The sequence below is a fragment of the Escherichia sp. WS568 genome (assembly GCF_046486085.1).
Classification (GTDB): domain Bacteria; phylum Pseudomonadota; class Gammaproteobacteria; order Enterobacterales; family Enterobacteriaceae; genus Escherichia; species Escherichia coli.
This window is the reverse complement of the sequence record NZ_JBJQMC010000008.1, coordinates 70,517-89,987: the sequence shown is the minus strand read 5'-3', so window position 1 is coordinate 89,987 and position 19,471 is coordinate 70,517. Positions and strand designations below refer to the sequence as shown.

General features: G+C 48.5%; 20 protein-coding genes and 4 pseudogenes. 12 read left to right on the top strand and 12 right to left on the bottom strand.

Annotation, left to right across the window (positions count from 1 at the left end):
- Positions 1-50: 50 nt before the first annotated feature.
- The 3 genes and pseudogenes from ACJHWR_RS11250 to ACJHWR_RS11240 form a co-directional block, all read right to left on the bottom strand.
- Positions 51-386: a YmgD family protein gene (locus ACJHWR_RS11250; protein ID WP_000979977.1), complete on the bottom strand. Its 336-nt coding sequence runs from the start codon at positions 384-386 to the stop codon at positions 51-53.
- A gap of 3 nt (positions 387-389) precedes the next feature.
- On the bottom strand, positions 390-734 hold the full coding sequence (locus tag ACJHWR_RS11245) for a YMGG-like glycine zipper-containing protein (RefSeq protein WP_000726974.1): 345 nt from the start codon (positions 732-734) through the stop codon (positions 390-392).
- 1 nt (position 735) lies between these two features.
- Positions 736-908, bottom strand: a pseudogene (locus ACJHWR_RS11240) (hypothetical protein).
- Positions 909-1,008: 100 nt separating this feature from the next.
- Here ACJHWR_RS11240 and ACJHWR_RS11235 point away from each other — a divergent pair.
- From ACJHWR_RS11235 to ACJHWR_RS11225, 3 pseudogenes are all read left to right on the top strand, one after another.
- Positions 1,009-1,193, top strand: a pseudogene (locus ACJHWR_RS11235) (hypothetical protein).
- A pseudogene (locus ACJHWR_RS11230) lies at positions 1,163-1,273 on the top strand (ATPase); the annotation flags it as partial. The pseudogenes ACJHWR_RS11235 and ACJHWR_RS11230, both read left to right, overlap by 31 nt.
- Positions 1,274-1,307: 34 nt before the next feature.
- Positions 1,308-1,652, top strand: a pseudogene (locus ACJHWR_RS11225) (autotransporter outer membrane beta-barrel domain-containing protein); the annotation flags it as partial.
- A 366-nt stretch (positions 1,653-2,018) separates the two neighbouring features.
- Here ACJHWR_RS11225 and minE read toward each other — a convergent pair.
- The 3 genes from minE to minC are packed head-to-tail and all read right to left on the bottom strand — an operon-like array spanning position 2,019 to position 3,820.
- Positions 2,019-2,285: a cell division topological specificity factor MinE gene (gene minE, locus ACJHWR_RS11220; RefSeq protein WP_001185665.1), complete on the bottom strand. Its 267-nt coding sequence runs from the start codon at positions 2,283-2,285 to the stop codon at positions 2,019-2,021.
- A 3-nt stretch (positions 2,286-2,288) separates the two neighbouring features.
- Positions 2,289-3,101 carry a septum site-determining protein MinD gene (minD, locus tag ACJHWR_RS11215; RefSeq protein WP_000101055.1) on the bottom strand — a complete coding sequence of 271 codons (813 nt, stop codon included), beginning with the start codon at positions 3,099-3,101 and terminating at the stop codon, positions 2,289-2,291.
- A 23-nt stretch (positions 3,102-3,124) separates the two neighbouring features.
- The gene (gene minC / locus ACJHWR_RS11210; protein WP_000072536.1) at positions 3,125-3,820 is read right to left on the bottom strand and encodes a septum site-determining protein MinC; all 696 of its coding nucleotides are present in this window, start codon (positions 3,818-3,820) and stop codon (positions 3,125-3,127) included.
- A 519-nt stretch (positions 3,821-4,339) separates the two neighbouring features.
- On the opposite strand from minC, the gene ACJHWR_RS11205 reads away from it, so the two are divergent.
- Positions 4,340-4,708 (top strand): YcgJ family protein, encoded by a 369-nt coding sequence (locus ACJHWR_RS11205; protein WP_001056845.1) that lies wholly within the window; start codon positions 4,340-4,342, stop codon positions 4,706-4,708.
- A gap of 102 nt (positions 4,709-4,810) precedes the next feature.
- Here the strand turns inward: ACJHWR_RS11205 and pliG are convergent, their stop codons facing one another.
- Complete coding sequence (pliG, locus tag ACJHWR_RS11200; RefSeq protein ID WP_000693755.1) at positions 4,811-5,212, bottom strand: g-type lysoyme inhibitor PliG; 402 nt, start codon at positions 5,210-5,212, stop codon at positions 4,811-4,813.
- A gap of 242 nt (positions 5,213-5,454) precedes the next feature.
- Between pliG and ACJHWR_RS11195 the strand changes: the two genes are divergently transcribed.
- The 3 genes from ACJHWR_RS11195 (at position 5,455) to ACJHWR_RS11185 (ending at position 7,017) form a co-directional block, all read left to right on the top strand.
- Positions 5,455-5,748, top strand: coding sequence for a YcgL domain-containing protein (locus tag ACJHWR_RS11195; protein ID WP_001295992.1), 294 nt, complete (start codon positions 5,455-5,457; stop codon positions 5,746-5,748).
- A gap of 71 nt (positions 5,749-5,819) precedes the next feature.
- Complete coding sequence (locus ACJHWR_RS11190; RefSeq protein ID WP_000284279.1) at positions 5,820-6,479, top strand: fumarylacetoacetate hydrolase family protein; 660 nt, start codon at positions 5,820-5,822, stop codon at positions 6,477-6,479.
- 91 nt (positions 6,480-6,570) lie between these two features.
- Entirely contained in the window at positions 6,571-7,017 is a 447-nt protein-coding gene (locus ACJHWR_RS11185) for a YcgN family cysteine cluster protein (RefSeq protein ID WP_001306825.1), read from the top strand.
- Positions 7,018-7,223: 206 nt separating this feature from the next.
- Here the strand turns inward: ACJHWR_RS11185 and hlyE are convergent, their stop codons facing one another.
- Positions 7,224-8,135 (bottom strand): hemolysin HlyE, encoded by a 912-nt coding sequence (hlyE, locus tag ACJHWR_RS11180; RefSeq protein ID WP_001306826.1) that lies wholly within the window; start codon positions 8,133-8,135, stop codon positions 7,224-7,226.
- Positions 8,136-8,506: 371 nt separating this feature from the next.
- On the opposite strand from hlyE, the gene ACJHWR_RS11175 reads away from it, so the two are divergent.
- Both ACJHWR_RS11175 and umuC read left to right on the top strand, forming a co-directional pair.
- Entirely contained in the window at positions 8,507-8,926 is a 420-nt protein-coding gene (locus ACJHWR_RS11175) for a translesion error-prone DNA polymerase V autoproteolytic subunit (RefSeq protein ID WP_000897372.1), read from the top strand.
- Positions 8,926-10,194, top strand: coding sequence for a DNA polymerase V catalytic protein (gene umuC / locus ACJHWR_RS11170; RefSeq protein WP_000457628.1), 1,269 nt, complete (start codon positions 8,926-8,928; stop codon positions 10,192-10,194). Before ACJHWR_RS11175 ends, umuC begins: the two co-directional genes overlap by 1 nt.
- A gap of 45 nt (positions 10,195-10,239) precedes the next feature.
- On the opposite strand, the gene dsbB is transcribed toward umuC, so the two are convergent.
- Together dsbB and nhaB are read right to left on the bottom strand one after the other, a co-directional pair.
- The gene (dsbB, locus tag ACJHWR_RS11165) at positions 10,240-10,770 is read right to left on the bottom strand and encodes a disulfide bond formation protein DsbB (RefSeq protein WP_000943459.1); all 531 of its coding nucleotides are present in this window, start codon (positions 10,768-10,770) and stop codon (positions 10,240-10,242) included.
- 145 nt (positions 10,771-10,915) lie between these two features.
- A complete protein-coding gene (gene nhaB / locus ACJHWR_RS11160; protein ID WP_000406366.1) occupies positions 10,916-12,457 on the bottom strand; it encodes a Na(+)/H(+) antiporter NhaB in 1,542 nt (513 codons plus the stop codon).
- A gap of 222 nt (positions 12,458-12,679) precedes the next feature.
- On the opposite strand from nhaB, the gene fadR reads away from it, so the two are divergent.
- Complete coding sequence (fadR, locus tag ACJHWR_RS11155) at positions 12,680-13,399, top strand: fatty acid metabolism transcriptional regulator FadR (protein WP_000234823.1); 720 nt, start codon at positions 12,680-12,682, stop codon at positions 13,397-13,399.
- Positions 13,400-13,450: 51 nt separating this feature from the next.
- Here fadR and ACJHWR_RS11150 read toward each other — a convergent pair whose 3' ends face one another.
- Positions 13,451-14,983 carry a SpoVR family protein gene (locus ACJHWR_RS11150; protein ID WP_000190853.1) on the bottom strand — a complete coding sequence of 511 codons (1,533 nt, stop codon included), beginning with the start codon at positions 14,981-14,983 and terminating at the stop codon, positions 13,451-13,453.
- 329 nt (positions 14,984-15,312) lie between these two features.
- Here ACJHWR_RS11150 and dadA point away from each other — a divergent pair, with 329 nt between their 5' ends.
- Positions 15,313-16,611, top strand: coding sequence for a D-amino acid dehydrogenase (dadA, locus tag ACJHWR_RS11145; protein ID WP_001266908.1), 1,299 nt, complete (start codon positions 15,313-15,315; stop codon positions 16,609-16,611).
- Between the two features lie 9 nt (positions 16,612-16,620).
- Complete coding sequence (gene dadX, locus ACJHWR_RS11140; protein ID WP_000197872.1) at positions 16,621-17,691, top strand: catabolic alanine racemase DadX; 1,071 nt, start codon at positions 16,621-16,623, stop codon at positions 17,689-17,691.
- A gap of 169 nt (positions 17,692-17,860) precedes the next feature.
- On the opposite strand, the gene ACJHWR_RS11135 is transcribed toward dadX, so the two are convergent.
- Positions 17,861-19,297 carry a hypothetical protein gene (locus ACJHWR_RS11135; protein ID WP_000135820.1) on the bottom strand — a complete coding sequence of 479 codons (1,437 nt, stop codon included), beginning with the start codon at positions 19,295-19,297 and terminating at the stop codon, positions 17,861-17,863.
- Positions 19,298-19,471 lie beyond the last annotated feature (174 nt).

Below are 19,471 nucleotides of genomic sequence, written 5' to 3'. Positions count from 1 at the left end.
ATTAGCTAAAAAACCGCGTCGATTTCATCGACGCGGTAACATATGAAATATTATTTTTTGCCGATAGCACGCATGGTGTCATCAATTGCCGTGATCAACAGCATTTGCGGGTCTTTAGCGCAAACCTGATTCAGTTTTTCTACCACTTTGGCGCTCAGTTCCGGAGATTGTTCAATTTTTAAATCACGGCTGGCAACGCTGGCATTACCCATTACCGCAACAATTTCTGCAACCTGTGCGCTGTCAGTTTTTGCCATTTCGTTGGCTTCTGCGCAAGTAATATAGGTTTCTGACGGCAAACCGTTTTTAATATTGTAGTCCTGCGCCCAGGTCATTGGTGCGAAAACAAACAGACCCGCCAGTAAAGCAAATTTTTTCATCATCATTCCTTATTTCATTTTACCCAGAATTGCACCACCCGTACCGCCAATCACGGCACCTTTAATCGCCCCTTCGAGGCCATTGCCGGTCAGAACGCCAGTGACAGCACCAACGGCGGCACCCACTTTTGCACCTTTACGTGCATTTTTACCGTCGCGGCCTTTTTCTGTTACTGCACCAACACCAGCGCCAACAGCTGCACCTTTCAGTACGCCATTAACACCATTGCCAGTAAGTAAACCAACGCCTGCGCCTAGCAATGCACCTTTCGTGGTGCGATTCATATCCGCCATCGCTGGCGTGGAGCAGAACAATGCTGAGATAAGCCCGAAGGCAAGTATTTTTTTCTTCAACTTAGATGTCCGGTATTAAGTAAGTTGCACACACAATAATTTCGTCTTCAATTAAGATCTGCTTAACTAAAGAACGCTCGCTATTATTCAGATAATTCAAAATGAGCGTGACTGTGATGATAGGAATTATGTTTTTACGGGAATAAGAATAATCTCAAATGAGAAATAACTCATTGATTGACAATATTTTTATTCAAGAAGTGTCATTGAGTGTTAATACAATGTTGTAAAGGTAAGATAATCTGATTTATGAATATTATTGTGTGATTTTTATGTGAGCAGAAAATATTCATCAGCAATGATTACATTAGTCATTTTATTTTGCCGACGGCCTCATTGTCGAAAAATAAGCGTACAACAGTATTATCAGAAAAGAGTGATTTTTTATCCAACTACACTTCAGCGCACTGCGTTTAAAAAATGCCTTTTCTTATGCGGGATATCATTATTTCATCATGATGTCTTTGATGAGCGGTGAACACAATACACCTGCGCTGTCTCTTCAGGATCAATCCCCTGGTCTGGTGCCTGCGGGCTGATGTTGCAGCAGAGCTAAGGTCACTTAGACGCTACTATCATTTATCCAATGGCATGGGGTCGAAATCAGTCGATACCCGCAGTATATATCGTGAACTGGGCGCAACGCTGAGTTACAACATGCGTCTGGGTAACGGTATGGAAGTTGAGCCGTGGCTGAAGGCGGCTGTGCGCAAAGAATTTGTCGATGATAACCGGGTGAAAGTGAATAATGACGGTAATTTTGTCAATGATTTGTCGGGCAGACGTGGAATATATCAGGCAGGTATTAAAGCCTCATTCAGCAGTTCGTTAAGCGGGCATCTCGGGGTGGGGTATAGCCATGGTGCCGGTGTGGAATCCCCGTGGAACGCGGTGGCTGGTGCGAACTGGTCGTTCTGACCATCAACGATTAAACTGCGCTTCGGCGTAGTTTTCGTTTACAGGGTGTTAAAAGGGAAAATTCTGCGGCAAAAAAAGCCCGCCAGTTACGGCGGGAAACCTCATCCTATGGGAGAACAATGAATAATGAAATTGCGGGGTTATCATCTCCCAGTATACCCATACTAACAATAAGGTTATTTACTCAGCCAGGTATAAACATTTTGTTCTGTGTGGGGGGAACGGCATTAAGGTGTAAAGGGGGGGGAAGCAATGAGTAGCATCAGCAAGAATACTCGCCGCTCTTATCAAACGTGGATGAGGGGGATGAAAAACTCAAGGCAGAGATGACTCTGCCTTGAAGATAAATGCGCTTTTACAGCGGGCTTATTTCAGCTCTTCTGCTTCCGGCAAGGTCACGTTCAGCTCAAGAATAGAAATATCGCCATCTTTTTGCTCAAGCTGTACGGTTACCATCTCAGGATCAATTTGTACGTATTTACAAATGACCTCAAGAATATCTTTACGCAACTGCGGCAGATAGTGCGGTTCTGCATCGCTGCGACGGCGTTCAGCAACAATAATCTGCAGCCGTTCTTTTGCAATGTTGGCCGTGTTTTTCTTCCGCGAGAGAAAGAAATCGAGTAATGCCATAACTTATCCTCCGAACAAGCGTTTGAGGAAGCCTTTCTTCTCTTCTTCAATGAAGCGGAAAGGACGTTCTTCTCCCAACAGACGTTCTACGGTATCTGCGTAGGCTTTACCCGCATCGGCGTTAATGTCGAGAATGACCGGTTCACCCTGGTTAGAGGCGCGCAATACTGATTGATCCTCAGGGATCACGCCGACGAGTTTGATGCGCAGGATCTCCAGCACATCTTCCATGCTCAGCATGTCACCTCTGCTTACGCGGCCTGGGTTATAGCGCGTTAACAGCAGGTGCTCTTTAATAGGCTCTTCGCCATTTTCTGCGCGGCGTGATTTCGACGCCAGAATGCCTAAAATACGGTCAGAGTCGCGTACTGAGGAGACTTCCGGGTTGGTGGTAATAATGGCTTCGTCTGCAAAATAGAGTGCCATTAGCGCACCGGTTTCAATCCCTGCCGGGGAGTCGCAAACGATAAATTCAAAATCCATCGCTTTCAGATCATCAAGAACTTTGGCGACCCCTTCACGGGTGAGGGCATCTTTATCGCGAGTTTGCGATGCCGGAAGAATATAGAGATTTTCAGTACGCTTATCTTTAATTAACGCCTGATTTAGCGTTGCATCGCCCTGAATGACGTTGACGAAATCGTAAACGACCCGACGTTCACAACCCATAATCAGGTCGAGATTACGCAGGCCGATATCAAAATCTATCACGACAGTTTTCTTTCCCTTCTGGGCCAAACCAGTGGCGATGGCCGCGCTGGAGGTTGTCTTACCAACACCCCCTTTGCCCGAAGTAACAACAATAATGCGTGCCATAGAAATTCCTTGTTAAAAAGGGATCAATTTAACGGTTGAACGGTCAAAGCGTTTTCAACTAACTGCAGTCGTGCCGCTTTGCCATAAAATTCTGCTGGGATTTGATCACTCAGCCAGTATTCACCTGCGATGGACACCAGTTCCGCCATCAGGTTCGTACAAAATATTTGCGTTTCCCGGTCACCACTTGCCCCTGCCAGCGCACGACCGCGCATCATGCCATAGACATGAATGTTACCATCGGCAATCAATTCGGCCCCAGCGCTAACGTGGCTTGTAACAATCAGATCACATTGTGGAGCATAAATACGCTGACCGGAACGCACCGGGGTATCTATTAAACGCGTTTTTGTGACCGGCGTTGTATTTTGCGCTGGAGCCTGCGGTGCGGGAGCTGGACGCGGCGCTTTTTCCTTTCCTTCCGTCAGGATAGGCAGCCCCATTTTTTCAATTTCGGCTTTAAGTTGCGCATCTTTGCAGCCACTTACGCCAATAACCCGCAAACCGGTTGCCGAAACCGCCTTATGCATCGCTGACCAGTTTACCGGGTCTTCCAGTGCACTGACGTTGAGTACAACGGGGGCATGTTTTAAAAATGCGGGGGCCTGAGCGATTTTGTCTTCCAGCGCCTGATGGATAACCTTAGGTTCTGCCTCATGCAGATGAACCACAGATAAAGTGAAGCTACTGCCTTTAAGCTCGATTGGCGTGTTTGACATCCTGGCCTTACTCAATTAGCTATTAATCATCGCCAGCGCGCGATGATGTTCCGAAGACTATAAGGCATGTTATAGTCTGGATTATATTGAGGCAAGTCACCCTCCCATTTATTCAGAGTAAAAGTCTATTCTGTGATAAATGGCGCTGATACATAGCTTAAAAAATACCCTTGTCAATCAACCCATTGCCGTCGTACTTTTGATTGTTCTTATTTACGCTTCCTTTTTCCGCACCCTAATCGTAACAGCATCTTCAGACCTGTTTAAATATCCAGTATTGAGGCGAGTGTATTTTTTCACCACGCCAGGCTTTCTTAACTTTCCATTTTTTGCGGCATCATTAAAGAACAGATACCCGTTATCTTAATATCCGCCACAGAATTGCTCTATCATAGAAACCGCAGAAGACGTCTGATACTTCTGTCAGGTCATCGTAACTCGTCCAGGTCAGCGGTTTTGATTACGGATTGATGATGAAATGAGCATAAGTGTTGTACGGTTGGATTATCAGGATGTGCTATGAATATGATGCGTATTTTTTATATCGGATTGTCAGGTGTGGGGATGATGTTCTCATCAATGGCGTCTGGAAATGACGCTGGCGGACTTCAATCTCCGGCGTGCGGCGTTGTTTGCGACCCGTATATTTGTGTTAACTCAGATGGCATTTCCCCAGAGTTAACAAGGAAATATCTCGGCGAAAAAGCCGCTGAAAACTTACAATCAGTACAAGGTTACGATCCCAGCGAATTTACATTCTCTAACGGTGTATTTTGCGATGTTAAAGAAAAATTATGTCGTGATGATCGTTATTTTGGTGTAGATGGTAAGCGGAGTGGAAAAATCAATCAAACCACCACAAAGATGTTATTTATGTGTCGTGAGTGATGTCTTGTTTACATGATGTTCTATTCGTCATTAACCTCTTGAGCGACAGAGAGGAGTGGGGCGTTAACGTTTATGACGGGGAGAGTCCCCGTCGGTTGACATTTACTTAATTTGAATATCGACGTTATATTTTTTAGTTTTGTTTTTACGGGCGTCGTTTCGGGTTTGCAGCACTCGCAGCTCATATTTGCCAGAAGCAGGGAGTGAGTATTGTCCGTGACTATCGAGTTCTGGGGAATATCTGGATAAATCAACAGAATCATCGATTCCTGGCCCGAAGAGGTAAGTATCAGCGCCTTCATTAGAGATACTCACATGCACTTTCTGACCTTTTTTGGCATAGAAGGTATATGTATCGTAATCGTATCCCTTTATTTCGCCGGAGTACTGAGCGCTGCTATGGCCTTTTCTGAACTCAACATTGACATTCTTACCCGCAGCAAAGCTCGTGGAGGTTAGCAGTGCAAGTAACAATACAGCCTTACTGATGCCCTTAATTTTCATTGGTAGTCTCCTGTTCAGAATGAGTACGATGAACTGTTATAATATAACAATTCATCACAGGAGAATTCCAGTGGCTTTCCTGCGTTCGGTTAAATCCCGGCGCGGCATTTTTGCCGGGGGGGATTACTTATAAAGGGGGCATGGACTGAACAAACCGTAGGAATCTACAGCTGGCTGGCTTGTGGCGCGGGTTTCATTGATGTTAGCTTATGCCAAAACCTGGCATCTTAAAGAGTAAAAGTATGTTTTGTGTGATTTATCGAAGCAGCAAGCGTGATCAGACCTATTTATATGTCGAAAAAAAAGACGATTTTTCGCGTGTTCCTGAGGAACTGATGAAAGGTTTTGGTCAGCCTCAGTTAGCGATGATTCTTCCGCTGGATGGGCGGAAGAAACTGGTCAATGCCGATATTGAAAAGGTTAAACAGGCATTAACCGAGCAAGGTTACTATTTGCAGTTACCGCCACCACCCGAAGATTTGCTGAAGCAACATCTTTCCGTCATGGGGCAGAAAACAGACGACACGAACAAATAACCGATATCCGGCGGTGGCATTATCTTTGTCGGCGCGGGTTTTCATATCCACGATAAGGTGAGGGGAACGTTATGTATCAACATCACAACTGGCAAGGTGCGCTGCTGGATTATCCGGTGAGTAAAGTAGTCTGTGTTGGCAGTAACTATGCCAAACATATTAAAGAGATGGGCAGCGCAGTGCCCGAAGAGCCAGTGCTGTTTATTAAACCAGAAACGGCACTGTGCGATCTGCGGCAGCCATTGGCGATCCCATCCGATTTCGGTTCAGTTCATCATGAAGTCGAACTGGCGGTGTTGATTGGCGCGACGCTGCGTCAGGCTACGGAAGAGCATGTCCGCAAAGCCATTGCCGGTTACGGCGTGGCGCTTGATCTGACATTGCGTGATGTTCAGGGAAAAATGAAGAAAGCCGGGCAGCCGTGGGAAAAGGCTAAAGCGTTTGATAACTCTTGTCCGCTTTCCGGGTTTATTCCCGCGGCGGAATTTACCGGCGATCCACAAAATACAACGCTGGGCCTGAGCGTAAACGGCGAACAACGCCAGCAAGGTACGACTGTGGACATGATCCATAAAATCGTTCCGCTGATCGCTTATATGAGCAAGTTCTTTACCCTCAAGGCCGGTGACGTTGTGCTGACAGGCACGCCTGATGGCGTCGGCCCGTTGCAAAGCGGTGATGAGCTGACAGTCACTTTCGATGGGCATTCTTTGACAACTCGCGTTTTGTAATACTTTTTGCCGCCTGAAAGCGGCGGCAAAACTTGCATCGCTGTGCCAGACTGGTTATAAGGTGCGTTTTAACGTAATGGCGGAACACCTGATGAGCGATGTACCTTTCTGGCAAAGTAAAACCCTGGACGAAATGAGCGATGCGGAATGGGAGTCGTTGTGTGATGGTTGCGGTCAGTGTTGCCTGCATAAACTGATGGATGAAGACACCGACGAAATCTACTTCACTAACGTCGCCTGTCGCCAGCTCAATATTAAAACCTGTCAATGTCGGAACTACGAACGTCGTTTCGAGTTTGAACCTGACTGCATTAAATTAACCCGTGAAAATCTGCCAACATTCGAATGGCTGCCAATGACCTGCGCTTATCGCTTGCTGGCGGAAGGTAAAGATTTACCTGCGTGGCATCCGCTGCTTACTGGTTCGAAAGCGGCAATGCATGGCGAACGTATCTCTGTGCGTCATATCGCAGTGAAAGAATCAGAAGTGATTGACTGGCAGGATCATATCTTAAATAAACCTGACTGGGCGCAGTGATAAATTTAATAGATGTTGATGGGGGCTTTCTTAATATACGTCTGGATACTCGCCATTTCGTAGCCCTGTTTTTGAAAGCGCTCTGTCATAATGAGAGTTACCCGATACCTTATTATCAACAGGTAACTCTCAATCTTTAAAAAACGTCTGTATTTTTAAATGTGATAAACTTTATACCTTGAGTACATGGAGAGAATAATCGCTTATCAGACTTCAGGTACCTCAAAGAGTGTCTTCTTACCGTGTCTTTTCTGATACTCATTACAGGTGTTAATCATTTTTTTTGCCGCTTCTTTTAGCAAAGAAAGCATTAAATCATCATAATCAACGTAGAATCTGGTTGTTTCAGTTTCCGTTTTTATCTCCCCGATGGCGGCTATTTCGGTGGTTAATTTCAATTTGGCGGCATCGATATCTTTATTCGCTTGTTTAACCGTGTTAGACAGGGTGGTAAAGAAACTCTGCACAGATTTTAACTTGTTCTTCAATTCTGGAATCAGTTTCCCTTCAACTACGCCCGCAGCAATAGAATAGGAAATGATTAAACCAAATGGACCGGCGACGACACCGGCTGCGGCACCGGCATACGCTTCCTTCCTGATTTTATCTACCTGTGACTGGAAATAGCTGCTTTTTTCTGAAAAATCATTGGTTAACTGGCTATCTAACGCCAGCAGTTTCCCGGAAGCGTTGTTGAAACTTTGTGAGCTTACCAGCAGGGATTTTTGCGCTTCATTCAGCTTCGTGATACCGTCATCCAGTACCTTAATGAGAATGTCTTTCTGGGCGGATGCTTTCTTCTCATTGTACTCATCAAATAGCAAAATATACGCTGCGAGCAATTGCGTCGCAACACCACACCATTCATACACTGTTTGGGTTGCTTCAAAATACTTATCCTGGCTATCCATAAGTAAGGTTTTAATATCGCCAACTAAAACGGAGGCTGCCTGTGAATACTCCTGTTTAAAGCGACTTAACTCTTTTATGGTTTCATCAAAGGTCTGCCAGGGGATGACCTGATCGAGATATTTATTATAAAGATCTAATGCTCCATCTGCGGTTTCGATTGCGTTTTTAACTACCTCTACCGTTTTATCTGCAACGATTTCAGTCATAATCATTCGCCTCTTTAAATATATAAATTGTAATGAAACTCCTGTTTTACAACTATTAAAGAATTTTACATCATCTAATTCATAGTTAGCCGGGCGGGATGCGTCAATGTCTTTATTTCTATTAATATGATAAATATCAAACAATGTTTAATGTCATTATGGCTGATGCTTCTATTCTATTTTTTAGCCGGGTGATATTTTTCATTTCTGCTGGATGAGCGTCGTCGCCAGAAGGCGCGTGAGCACAGGATAAGATAACGAAAAATCAGCAGTCTATGCAGCGACAAATATTGATAGCCTGAATCAGTATTGATCTGCTGGTAAGAACAGACTACTGTATATAAAAACAGTATAACTTCAGGCAGATTATTATGTTGTTTATCAAGCCTGCGGATCTCCGCGAAATTGTGACTTTTCCGCTATTTAGCGATCTTGTTCAGTGTGGCTTTCCTTCACCGGCCGCAGATTACATTGAACAGCGCATCGATCTGAATCAACTGTTGATCCAGCATCCCAGCGCGACTTACTTCGTCAAAGCAAGTGGTGATTCTATGATTGATGGTGGAATTAGTGACGGTGATTTACTGATTGTCGATAGCGCTATTACCGCCAGCCATGGTGATATTGTCATCGCTGCTGTTGACGGCGAGTTTACGGTGAAAAAATTGCAACTACGCCCGACTGTACAGCTTATTCCCATGAACAGTGCGTACTCGCCCATTACCATCAGTAGCGAAGATACGCTGGATGTCTTTGGTGTGGTGATCCACGTCGTTAAGGCGATGCGCTGATGTTTGCCCTCTGTGATGTAAACGCGTTTTATGCCAGCTGTGAGACGGTGTTTCGCCCTGATTTATGGGGTAAACCAGTGGTTGTGCTATCGAATAATGACGGTTGCGTTATCGCCCGAAACGCTGAGGCAAAGGCGCTGGGTGTTAAAATGGGCGATCCCTGGTTCAAACAAAAAGATCTGTTTCGTCGCTGTGGCGTGGTTTGCTTTAGCAGCAATTATGAGCTTTACGCAGACATGAGCAATCGGGTGATGTCGACGCTGGAAGAACTATCGCCCCGCGTCGAGATTTACAGTATTGATGAGGCATTCTGCGATCTGACCGGTGTGCGTAATTGTCGCGATCTGACTGATTTTGGCAGAGAAATTCGCGCAACGGTGCTACAACGTACCCATCTTACTGTTGGTGTGGGGATCGCCCAGACCAAAACGTTGGCTAAGCTTGCCAATCATGCGGCAAAAAAATGGCAGCGGCAGACGGGTGGGGTGGTGGATTTATCAAATCTGGAACGCCAGCGTAAATTAATGTCTGCTCTCCCCGTGGATGAAGTCTGGGGGATTGGACGGCGGATCAGCAAAAAACTGGATGCGATGGGGATCAAAACCGTTCTCGATTTGGCGGATACAGATATCCGGTTTATCCGTAAACATTTTAATGTCGTGCTCGAAAGAACGGTGCGTGAACTGCGCGGCGAACCCTGTTTGCAACTGGAAGAGTTTGCACCGACGAAGCAGGAAATTATCTGTTCCCGTTCGTTTGGTGAACGCATCACGGATTATACGTCGATGCGGCAGGCCATTTGTAGTTACGCTGCCCGGGCGGCGGAAAAACTTCGCAGCGAGCATCAATATTGTCGGTTTATCTCCACGTTTATTAAGACGTCACCATTTGCGCTCAATGAACCTTATTACGGCAATAGCGCGTCGGTAAAACTGCTGACGCCCACTCAGGACAGCAGGGATATCATTAACGCCGCTACGCGATCTCTGGATGCCATCTGGCAAGCGGGCCATCGTTATCAAAAAGCGGGCGTGATGCTGGGGGATTTCTTCAGTCAGGGAGTCGCGCAGCTCAATTTATTCGATGACAACGCACCGCGCCCCGGGAGTGAGCAATTGATGGCGGTAATGGATACGCTAAATGCTAAAGAGGGCAGAGGAACACTCTATTTTGCCGGGCAGGGGATCCAGCAACAATGGCAGATGAAGCGTGCCATGCTTTCACCACGTTATACAACGCGAAGTTCTGATTTACTGCGGGTCAAATAAACATAGCGGCAGGAAAAAAGCGCTCCCGCAGGAGCGCTGAATGGATTAGCGACCGAACAGGTCACGTTTTTTCGCTTTAAACGGCTGGGAAATCACCACCAGCACCGCGACAATCAGGTAAGCGATAAAAATACCGAGCAACCACTGCGGCATTTCCAGACCTAAAAAATCCCACTGACGCTCGGCACAATCGCCAGAGGCGACAAACACTTGCGGCACCCATTTATCCAGCGGCAGCCATTCCGGGAAACGAACCATAAAATCACAGGTGGCAAACGGCGAAGGATAGAGCTGAAGCATGGTGTGCTCGTAAGTTAACTGCACACCGCGGAACGCACTATACAACCAGATAACCATCGCTACATAACGCAGTGGCGTTTTTGGGGCGATCGCGCCAATCAGCGCAGCACCCAGAACGCCGAATAATGCGCAGCGTTCATAAATACAGAGCACGCAAGGTTTCAGTAACATCACATGCTGGAACCACAGCGCCGTCAGTTCCAGTGCCAGAGCAGTAAACGCCATCAACAGCCACGCGCCCCGGCCTTGTGAACATTGGTTCAAAAATCGCAACATAATCATTTCCCTGCAATATGCATAGAGTGCGCAGTTTAAACCAATTCATTCGCTGCGCCACCAGGAGGCAGCAAAAATAGGACGCAATTGGACAATTATCGGGCGAAAAGGCAAACCGGGCATTTATATGCCCGGTAAGTTGTTATCAAAGCGTTGCTATCCAGCCCATTTGCATAAACCATTCGGTTACAGGGGCAAGCGTAAACTCGACGCAGAGCAGTCCGACGAGTGTCAGTACGAGGGTGTAAGGCAGGGCCATCCACACCATGCGGCCATAAGAGAGGCGAATCAATGGCGCGAGTGCAGAGGTCAGCAGGAACAGGAACGCAGCCTGACCGTTCGGTGTAGCGACAGAGGGCAGATTGGTACCGGTATTAATGGCGACCGCCAGCAGCTCGTATTGCTTCAACGTGATAGCGCCACTTTCCATTGCCGCTTTCGCTTCGTTGATATAAATCGTCCCCACGAAGACATTATCCGAAATGGATGACAGCAGGCCGTTAAAAATATAGAACAACGACAGCTGGGCGTGTTCCGATGCCTGTAGGACAAAATGAATGATTGGTGAGAACAGTTGCTGATCAATAATTACCGCGACGACCGAGAAAAAGACAGTCAACAGTGCGGTGAATGGCAGAGATTCGGTGAAGGCTTTACCGATAGCATGTTCATCAGTGACACCAGTCAATGATGTCGCCAGAATAATGACCGACAAACCAATCAGGCCAACCTCCGCCAGATGCAACGCCAGCGCGGTGACCAGCCAGACGCCGATAATCGCCTGGACAATCAGACGAATTTTATCCTGACGGGTACGCTGGTGGCGACTTTGATCGTCAAACTGTTGCAGCACTTCGCGGACTTTCTCCGGCAGCGTTTCGCCGTAGCCAAAACAACGCAGCTTCTCCACCAGCAGGCAGGTCAACAGGCCACAAATCAGAACCGGAACGGTCACTGGCGACATGCGCAGGAAGAAATCGCCAAAATGCCAGCCAGCTGCTTTAGCGATGATCAAGTTCTGTGGTTCGCCCACCATGGTCATCACGCCGCCTAATGCGGTGCCAACACCGGCATGCATCATCAGGCTGCGCAAAAAGCCACGGAACTGTTCCAGAACCACTTTGTAATGCTTGTCGATATGACTATCGTCTTGCAGGTCGGTATCTTCAGTACGGGAAGAGGCAACACGATGATAAATACCATAAAAACCGACTGCGACGCTGATCACCACCGCCACGACGGTTAAGGCATCGAGGAACGCGGAGAGGAACGCCGCCGCCATGCAAAAAGAGAGCGACAGCAGCATTTTGGAGCGAATGCTTAGCAGCAAACGGGTAAATATGAACAGCAACAGCTGTTTCATAAAATAGATACCCGCCACCATAAACATCAGTAACAGCAAGACTTCAAGATTCGCCGCCACCTCTTCACGAACATGTTCCGCGCTGGTCATGCCGATGAATACCGCTTCGATAGCCAACAGGCCACCGGGGAGTAGCGGGTAGCATTTGAGGGCCATCGCCAGAGTGAAAATAAATTCCGCCACCAGCAGCCAACCGGCAACAAAGGGGCTGATGATGAAAATTAACGGATTAAGAATTAAGAAAATAATGAGGGCGAGTTTGTACCAGTCGGGGGACTGGCCCAAAAAGTTGCGCCATAGGGCACGGCCCCAGGAGATCTCCATGATGGTTTCCCTTACCTTACAAATAATCAATGATGTTTTTATCTTAGAACGCAAAGCTTAACGGTCAGGAGGGGATCGAGGCAAGTGTTGATGGTCTGGAGAAAAGAGATGTAGAAAATGAAGCCTTGATCCCTTTTTTCTTCTTTTTGTGTGCTATCAGCGTAGATAGCCCTCTGGTATGATGAGTCCAACTTTGTTTTGCTGTGTTATGGAAATCTCACTATGGTCATTAAGGCGCAAAGCCCGGCGGGTTTCGCGGAAGAGTACATTATTGAAAGTATCTGGAATAACCGCTTCCCTCCCGGGACTATTTTGCCCGCAGAACGTGAACTTTCAGAATTAATTGGCGTAACGCGTACTACGTTACGTGAAGTGTTACAGCGTCTGGCACGAGATGGCTGGTTGACCATTCAACATGGCAAGCCGACGAAGGTGAATAATTTCTGGGAAACCTCCGGTTTAAATATCCTTGAAACGCTGGCGCGACTGGATCACGAAAGTGTGCCGCAGCTTATTGATAATTTGCTGTCGGTGCGTACCAATATTTCCACTATTTTTATTCGCACCGCGTTTCGTCAGCATCCCGATAAAGCGCAGGAAGTGCTGGCTACCGCTAATGAAGTGGCCGATCACGCCGATGCCTTTGCCGAGCTGGATTACAACATATTCCGCGGTCTGGCGTTTGCTTCCGGCAACCCGATTTACGGTCTGATCCTTAACGGGATGAAAGGGCTGTATACGCGCATTGGTCGTCACTATTTCGCCAATCCGGAAGCGCGCAGTCTGGCGCTGGGCTTCTACCACAAACTGTCGGCGTTGTGCAGTGAAGGCGCACACGATCAGGTATACGAAACAGTGCGTCGCTATGGGCATGAGAGCGGCGAGATTTGGCACCGGATGCAGAAAAATCTGCCGGGTGATTTAGCCATTCAGGGGCGATAATCCCTTCCGTTTAAAAAGCAAACCCCTCAAACGAGGGGTTTTTTGTTGTTTTTACAGATTTCCCATTCTCGGCGGGCAACGTTCCAGCAACTCGACGCTGCCGTCTTCGTTTTGCTGTTCCAGCATCACATCAAATCCCCACAGGCGATGCACATGCTTCAGTACTTCTTTGCGCCCCCGATCCAGCGGTGCGCGATTATGTGGAATGTAACGCAGCGTCAGCGAACGGTCGCCGCGCAAATCCACGTTCCAGATCTGAATATTCGGCTCCAGATTACTTAAATTATATTGCGACGATAACCGGTTACGGATCTCCCGATAACCTTCTTCATTATGAATAGCGGAAATCTCCAGATAATTATGCCGATCGTCGTCCAGCACGGTGAAGAAGCGGAAATCACGCATCACTTTCGGTGACAGGAACTGACTGATAAAGCTCTCATCTTTGAAATCACGCATCGCAAAATGTAATGTGTCCAGCCAGTCAGAACCGGCGATATCCGGGAACCAGTATTTGTCTTCTTCCGTTGGCGACTGACAAATCCGTTTAATATCCTGGAACATGGCGAACCCGAGGGCATACGGGTTGATGCCGCTGTACCACGGGCTGTTATAGGGCGGCTGGAAGACCACATTGGTGTGGCTGTGCAAAAACTCCAGCATAAAACGTTCCGTTACTTTCCCTTCATCATACAGATGGTTAAGGATGGTGTAGTGCCAGAAGGTCGCCCAGCCTTCGTTCATCACCTGAGTCTGTTTTTGCGGATAAAAATACTGGCTCACCTTACGCACAATACGCAGAATTTCACGCTGCCATGATTCCAGCAGTGGCGCATTTTTCTCCATAAAATAGAGCAGGTTTTCTTGTGGCTCGGACGGATAGCGGCGCGCTTCAGCAACCGTTTTCTCTTCCTCGCGCTTCGGCAGGGTACGCCAGAGCATATTGACCTGACTTTGCAAGTACTCTTCGCGGCTTTTCTGCCGGGCTTTCTCCTCTTGCAGCGAGATTTTTTGTGGGCGTTTATACCGGTCCACGCCGTAGTTCATCAGCGCATGGCACGAGTCCAGCAGCCGTTCTACTTCATCCACACCATAGCGCTCTTCGCACTCGGTAATATATTTACGGGCAAAAATCAGATAATCGACAATCGAACTGGCGTCGGTCCAGCTACGGAATAAGTAATTGTTTTTGAAGAAAGAGTTATGCCCATAGCAGGCGTGTGCCATCACCAGCGCTTGCATGGTAATGGTGTTTTCTTCCATCAGGTAAGCGATACACGGGTTAGAGTTAATGACGATTTCATAGGCCAGTCCTTGCTGACCGTGCTTATACAGCCGTTCAGTCTCGATAAACTTTTTACCGAATGACCAGTGCGGATAGTTAATTGGCATGCCGACGCTGGAGTAGGCATCCATCATCTGTTCTGAGGTTATCACTTCAATCTGGTGCGGGTAGGTATCCAGCCGGTAGAGTTTCGCCACCCGGTCTATCTCTGCCAGATAAACATCCAGCAGGTCGAACGTCCAGTCGGGTCCATCGCTCAAACGTGTGGTGTCCTTATTCATAGAATCGATCGTCGCCATACGCGCACCTCATTGTTGTCGGCGCTCTCTGTGTGGAGCACCTCATTTCAAGCATAGAACACCTGTTAAAAACCGCGTCGCCGGAGAATTTTTTTCTTTGCGATTTCTTATTATCAGAGTACCACTAATCCGCTTCTGAACGGAATTTTATGCTGGATAAAAAGGGCGTTCAGCAGGAGATACTAAAGACGCCATATTGCCGCAGAGTCAGGGAGATGTGAGCCAGCTCACCATAAAAAAGCCGTATGTTGAATAATATTTTCAACTGAGTTATCAAGATGTAATTAGATTATTATTCTTTTACTGTATCTACCGTTATCGGAGTGGCTATGCGAGTTGTCATACTGGGAAGTGGTGTGGTAGGCGTTGCCAGCGCCTGGTACTTAAATCAGGCAGGACATGAGGTCACCGTCATTGATCGGGAGCCGGGGGCCGCCCTGGAAACCAGTGCCGCGAATGCCGGGCAAATCTCCCCCGGATATGCAGCACCGTGGGCGGCACCAGGTGTGCCTTTAAAAGCGATTAAATGGATGTTCCAGCGCCATGCGCCGCTGGCGGTTCGTCTCGACGGTACGCAGTTCCAGTTGAAATGGATGTGGCAAATGTTACGTAACTGCGACACCAGCCACTACATGGAAAACAAAGGGCGGATGGTGCGTCTGGCGGAATACAGCCGTGATTGCCTGAAAGCATTGCGCGCCGAAACCAATATTCAGTATGAAGGGCGTCAGGGTGGGACGCTGCAACTGTTCCGTACCGAACAACAGTATGAAAATGCGACCCGCGATATCGCCGTGCTGGAAGATGCCGGCGTACCGTACCAGCTGCTGGAATCCAGCCGTCTGGCGGAAGTGGAGCCCGCGCTGGCAGAAGTGGCGCACAAACTGACGGGGGGGCTCCAGCTGCCCAATGATGAAACCGGAGACTGCCAGCTGTTTACCCAGAATCTGGCGCGGATGGCGGAGCAGGCGGGGGTTAAATTCCGCTTTAATACGCCCGTTGACCAACTACTTTGCGACGGCGAGCAAATCTACGGCGTGAAGTGTGGCGATGAAGTGATTAAGGCCGATGCATATGTGATGGCATTTGGTTCTTACTCGACGGCGATGCTCAAAGGCATTGTTGATATTCCGGTGTATCCGCTGAAAGGCTACTCGCTGACTATTCCGATTGCACAGGAAGATGGTGCGCCGGTGTCTACCATCCTTGATGAAACCTACAAAATCGCCATTACCCGTTTCGATAACCGCATTCGTGTTGGTGGAATGGCGGAAATTGTTGGCTTTAATACCGAGCTGTTGCAACCGCGTCGTGAAACGCTGGAGATGGTGGTTCGCGATCTCTATCCACGCGGCGGTCATGTCGAGCAGGCGACTTTCTGGACTGGTCTGCGCCCGATGACGCCAGACGGCACGCCGGTTGTCGGGCGTACACGCTTTAAAAATCTGTGGCTGAATACCGGTCACGGCACGCTCGGCTGGACGATGGCTTGCGGTTCCGGTCAGTTGTTAAGCGATCTGCTCTCTGGTCGCACGCCAGCGATCCCGTATGAAGATCTAAGCGTAGCGCGCTACAGCCGTGGATTTACGCCATCACGCCCGGGCCATTTACATGGCGCACACAGCTAAGGAAACGAGATGACCCGTCCGATACAGGCCAGCCTCGATCTGCAGGCATTAAAACAGAATCTGTCCATTGTCCGCCAGGCCGCGCCGCGCGCGCGCGTCTGGTCGGTGGTAAAAGCGAACGCTTACGGGCACGGTATTGAGCGTATCTGGAGCGCGCTCGGGGCCACCGATGGCTTTGCATTACTTAACCTGGAAGAGGCAATAACGTTACGTGAGCGCGGCTGGAAAGGACCGATCCTGATGCTGGAAGGATTTTTCCATGCTCAGGATCTGGAGATTTATGACCAGCACCGCCTGACCACCTGCGTACACAGCAACTGGCAGCTCAAAGCACTGCAAAATGCACGGCTAAAAGCACCGTTGGATATTTATCTTAAAGTGAACAGTGGGATGAATCGGTTGGGCTTCCAGCCCGATCGCGTGCTTACCGTCTGGCAGCAGTTGCGGGCGATGGCGAATGTTGGCGAAATGACCCTGATGTCGCATTTTGCCGAGGCGGAACATCCTGATGGAATTTCCAGCGCGATGGCGCGTATTGAGCAGGCGGCGGAAGGGCTGGAGTGTCGGCGTTCGTTGTCCAATTCGGCGGCGACTCTGTGGCACCCGGAAGCGCATTTTGACTGGGTTCGGCCTGGCATTATTTTGTATGGCGCTTCGCCGTCCGGTCAGTGGCGTGATATCGCCAATACCGGATTACGCCCGGTGATGACGCTAAGCAGTGAGATTATTGGTGTCCAGACGCTAAAAGCGGGCGAGCGTGTGGGCTACGGCGGTCGCTATACTGCGCGCGATGAACAGCGAATCGGCATTGTCGCCGCAGGATACGCCGACGGTTATCCGCGCCATGCGCCTACCGGTACTCCTGTTTTAGTGGACGGCGTGCGCACCATGACGGTGGGGACCGTCTCGATGGATATGCTGGCGGTTGATTTAACGCCTTGCCCGCAGGCCGGTATTGGTACGCCGGTTGAGCTGTGGGGCAAGGAGATCAAGATTGATGATGTCGCCGCCGCTGCCGGAACGGTGGGCTATGAGTTGATGTGCGCGCTGGCGTTACGCGTCCCGGTTGTGACGGTGTAACTTGTTGTAAGCCGGATCGGAGGCAACGTCTTCTGGTTGCAAAAAAAAATCATCCATCCGGCTGGTCAGCAACTGTAGTTGTTAATGTGACAGAGCCATTGCCCATGATAGTGTCCATTAAAAGAATGGACACTATTTCCCCGGAACCTGAACTCACCGCACAGGCGTTCTACATAAAACGCTTACGCTTCATTGTTGACTCGGAGTCGACTTCAGATAAATCACGCTTCACCTTTGATGCAGATTCGGGTTCATGTTCAGATTGTTGATTAACAGGCTGCGAGTCCTGTTGTTTTTCCAGACTCAACAGGCCCAACTGTTGATCCAGGAGCTCCAGGTCCTCCTGTACCTTCACGCGCTCCAGGAGTTCCGGGTCATCCAGGAACTCCAGATCCATAAGGTCATCCAGGTCCTCCAGCTCCTCGAGTCCTTCCAGGTCAACCAGACCTTCCTTGTGCAAAAAGTCCAAAAGCTCCTCCAGACCCTCCTGGTTTTTCAGGCCCTCGACGGCTTTGAGCAGCGTCGGTAAATTGTCTTTGTCCCACGGGTTACCATTACAGCTAAACACCTTCAGGCTTCGGGGCTGCGGCACCGGTACAGTTTTAAACTGGTTTTCTCCACAGTAGTATATGATTAGTTTGGGCGGCAGCCGTGGTGAAGAGATCAAATCGTTACTAGAACAGTCAAATACCTTCAGGCGAGTCAAGTTCTCCAGCATCTCATCAGGTATTAAGCTAATACTGTTGAAAGCACAGCGCAGTGTATACAGGTACTGGGGCATCGACGGCGGTAAAAATTGCAAGAAGTTTTCAGAACAGTCAATCACTCTCAGGTTAGTCGACAGCTCAGGCAGCCAGATAATATAGTTTTCATAGCACTTCAGTACCATCAGTTTCGGGGGCTGCACCTTCGGTAACAAGATCAAAAAGTTCTCCATACATTCAAGCACTCTCAGCCCCTTTGGCATTACCTCCGGTAACGCGGTCAACATGTTTCTACTGCAGTTAAATTCAATCAGATGTGGAGGCAAATTTTCAGGGAGTGAAGTCAGTCCAAGGTTGCTAAGATCGAGCATACTCTGTCTTGTTATGAGACATTCCTTCATTCTGCGCAATGCTTCTGCCCGGTCTTCAATCTGGCTTGCTGACTGGTTTTCTTTCAGGATATCTTCCTTGATTTCTTTCAGCCTTTCTTTCAGGTCTTCTTGGGGAATTTCTGACTGTTTGTTTTGCCGGTTTTCTTCCAGGACCTCGTGCAGTTTTTTTTGCAGGTTTTCTTGCAAACCATCCTGCTGTATAGCCCATTCGCACCATTTGGCGACCATCATGAACTCGTTATGTTGCTGATTCAGGGGAGTCCCCAACGTGATGATGGTATTGTTGTCCACCTGTATGTTCACTTTGCCCGCGGTACTAAGGTCAATGATCTGCCAGGGGGCATCACCCCAGCTGAATTTTTGCGGGCTGAGATACTTCATGTTCTGCAAAATTTGATTCTTGAGTTCCGCCGACAGGAAGAGCCGCCCTGGCGGGCGTCGTACGCCTGGGTTAACGGAAGATGGAGGAATGGCGGGGGCGAATGGGCAGATGTCTTTAAAGCTAGCCATAATGCTACGTATCCTTGAAATAAATATCCTCTGGCAGCGCCGGAGACGTGAATGTGGTCACCGCAAAGGAGCCACAGGACGTCATTTGCGCTGATATAACTACTCATCGTTGACTTTTTCCCTGGTCAGAAATGCCGTGTCGGGTCTGGTACATGCTGTATTACGGCCCAGGTA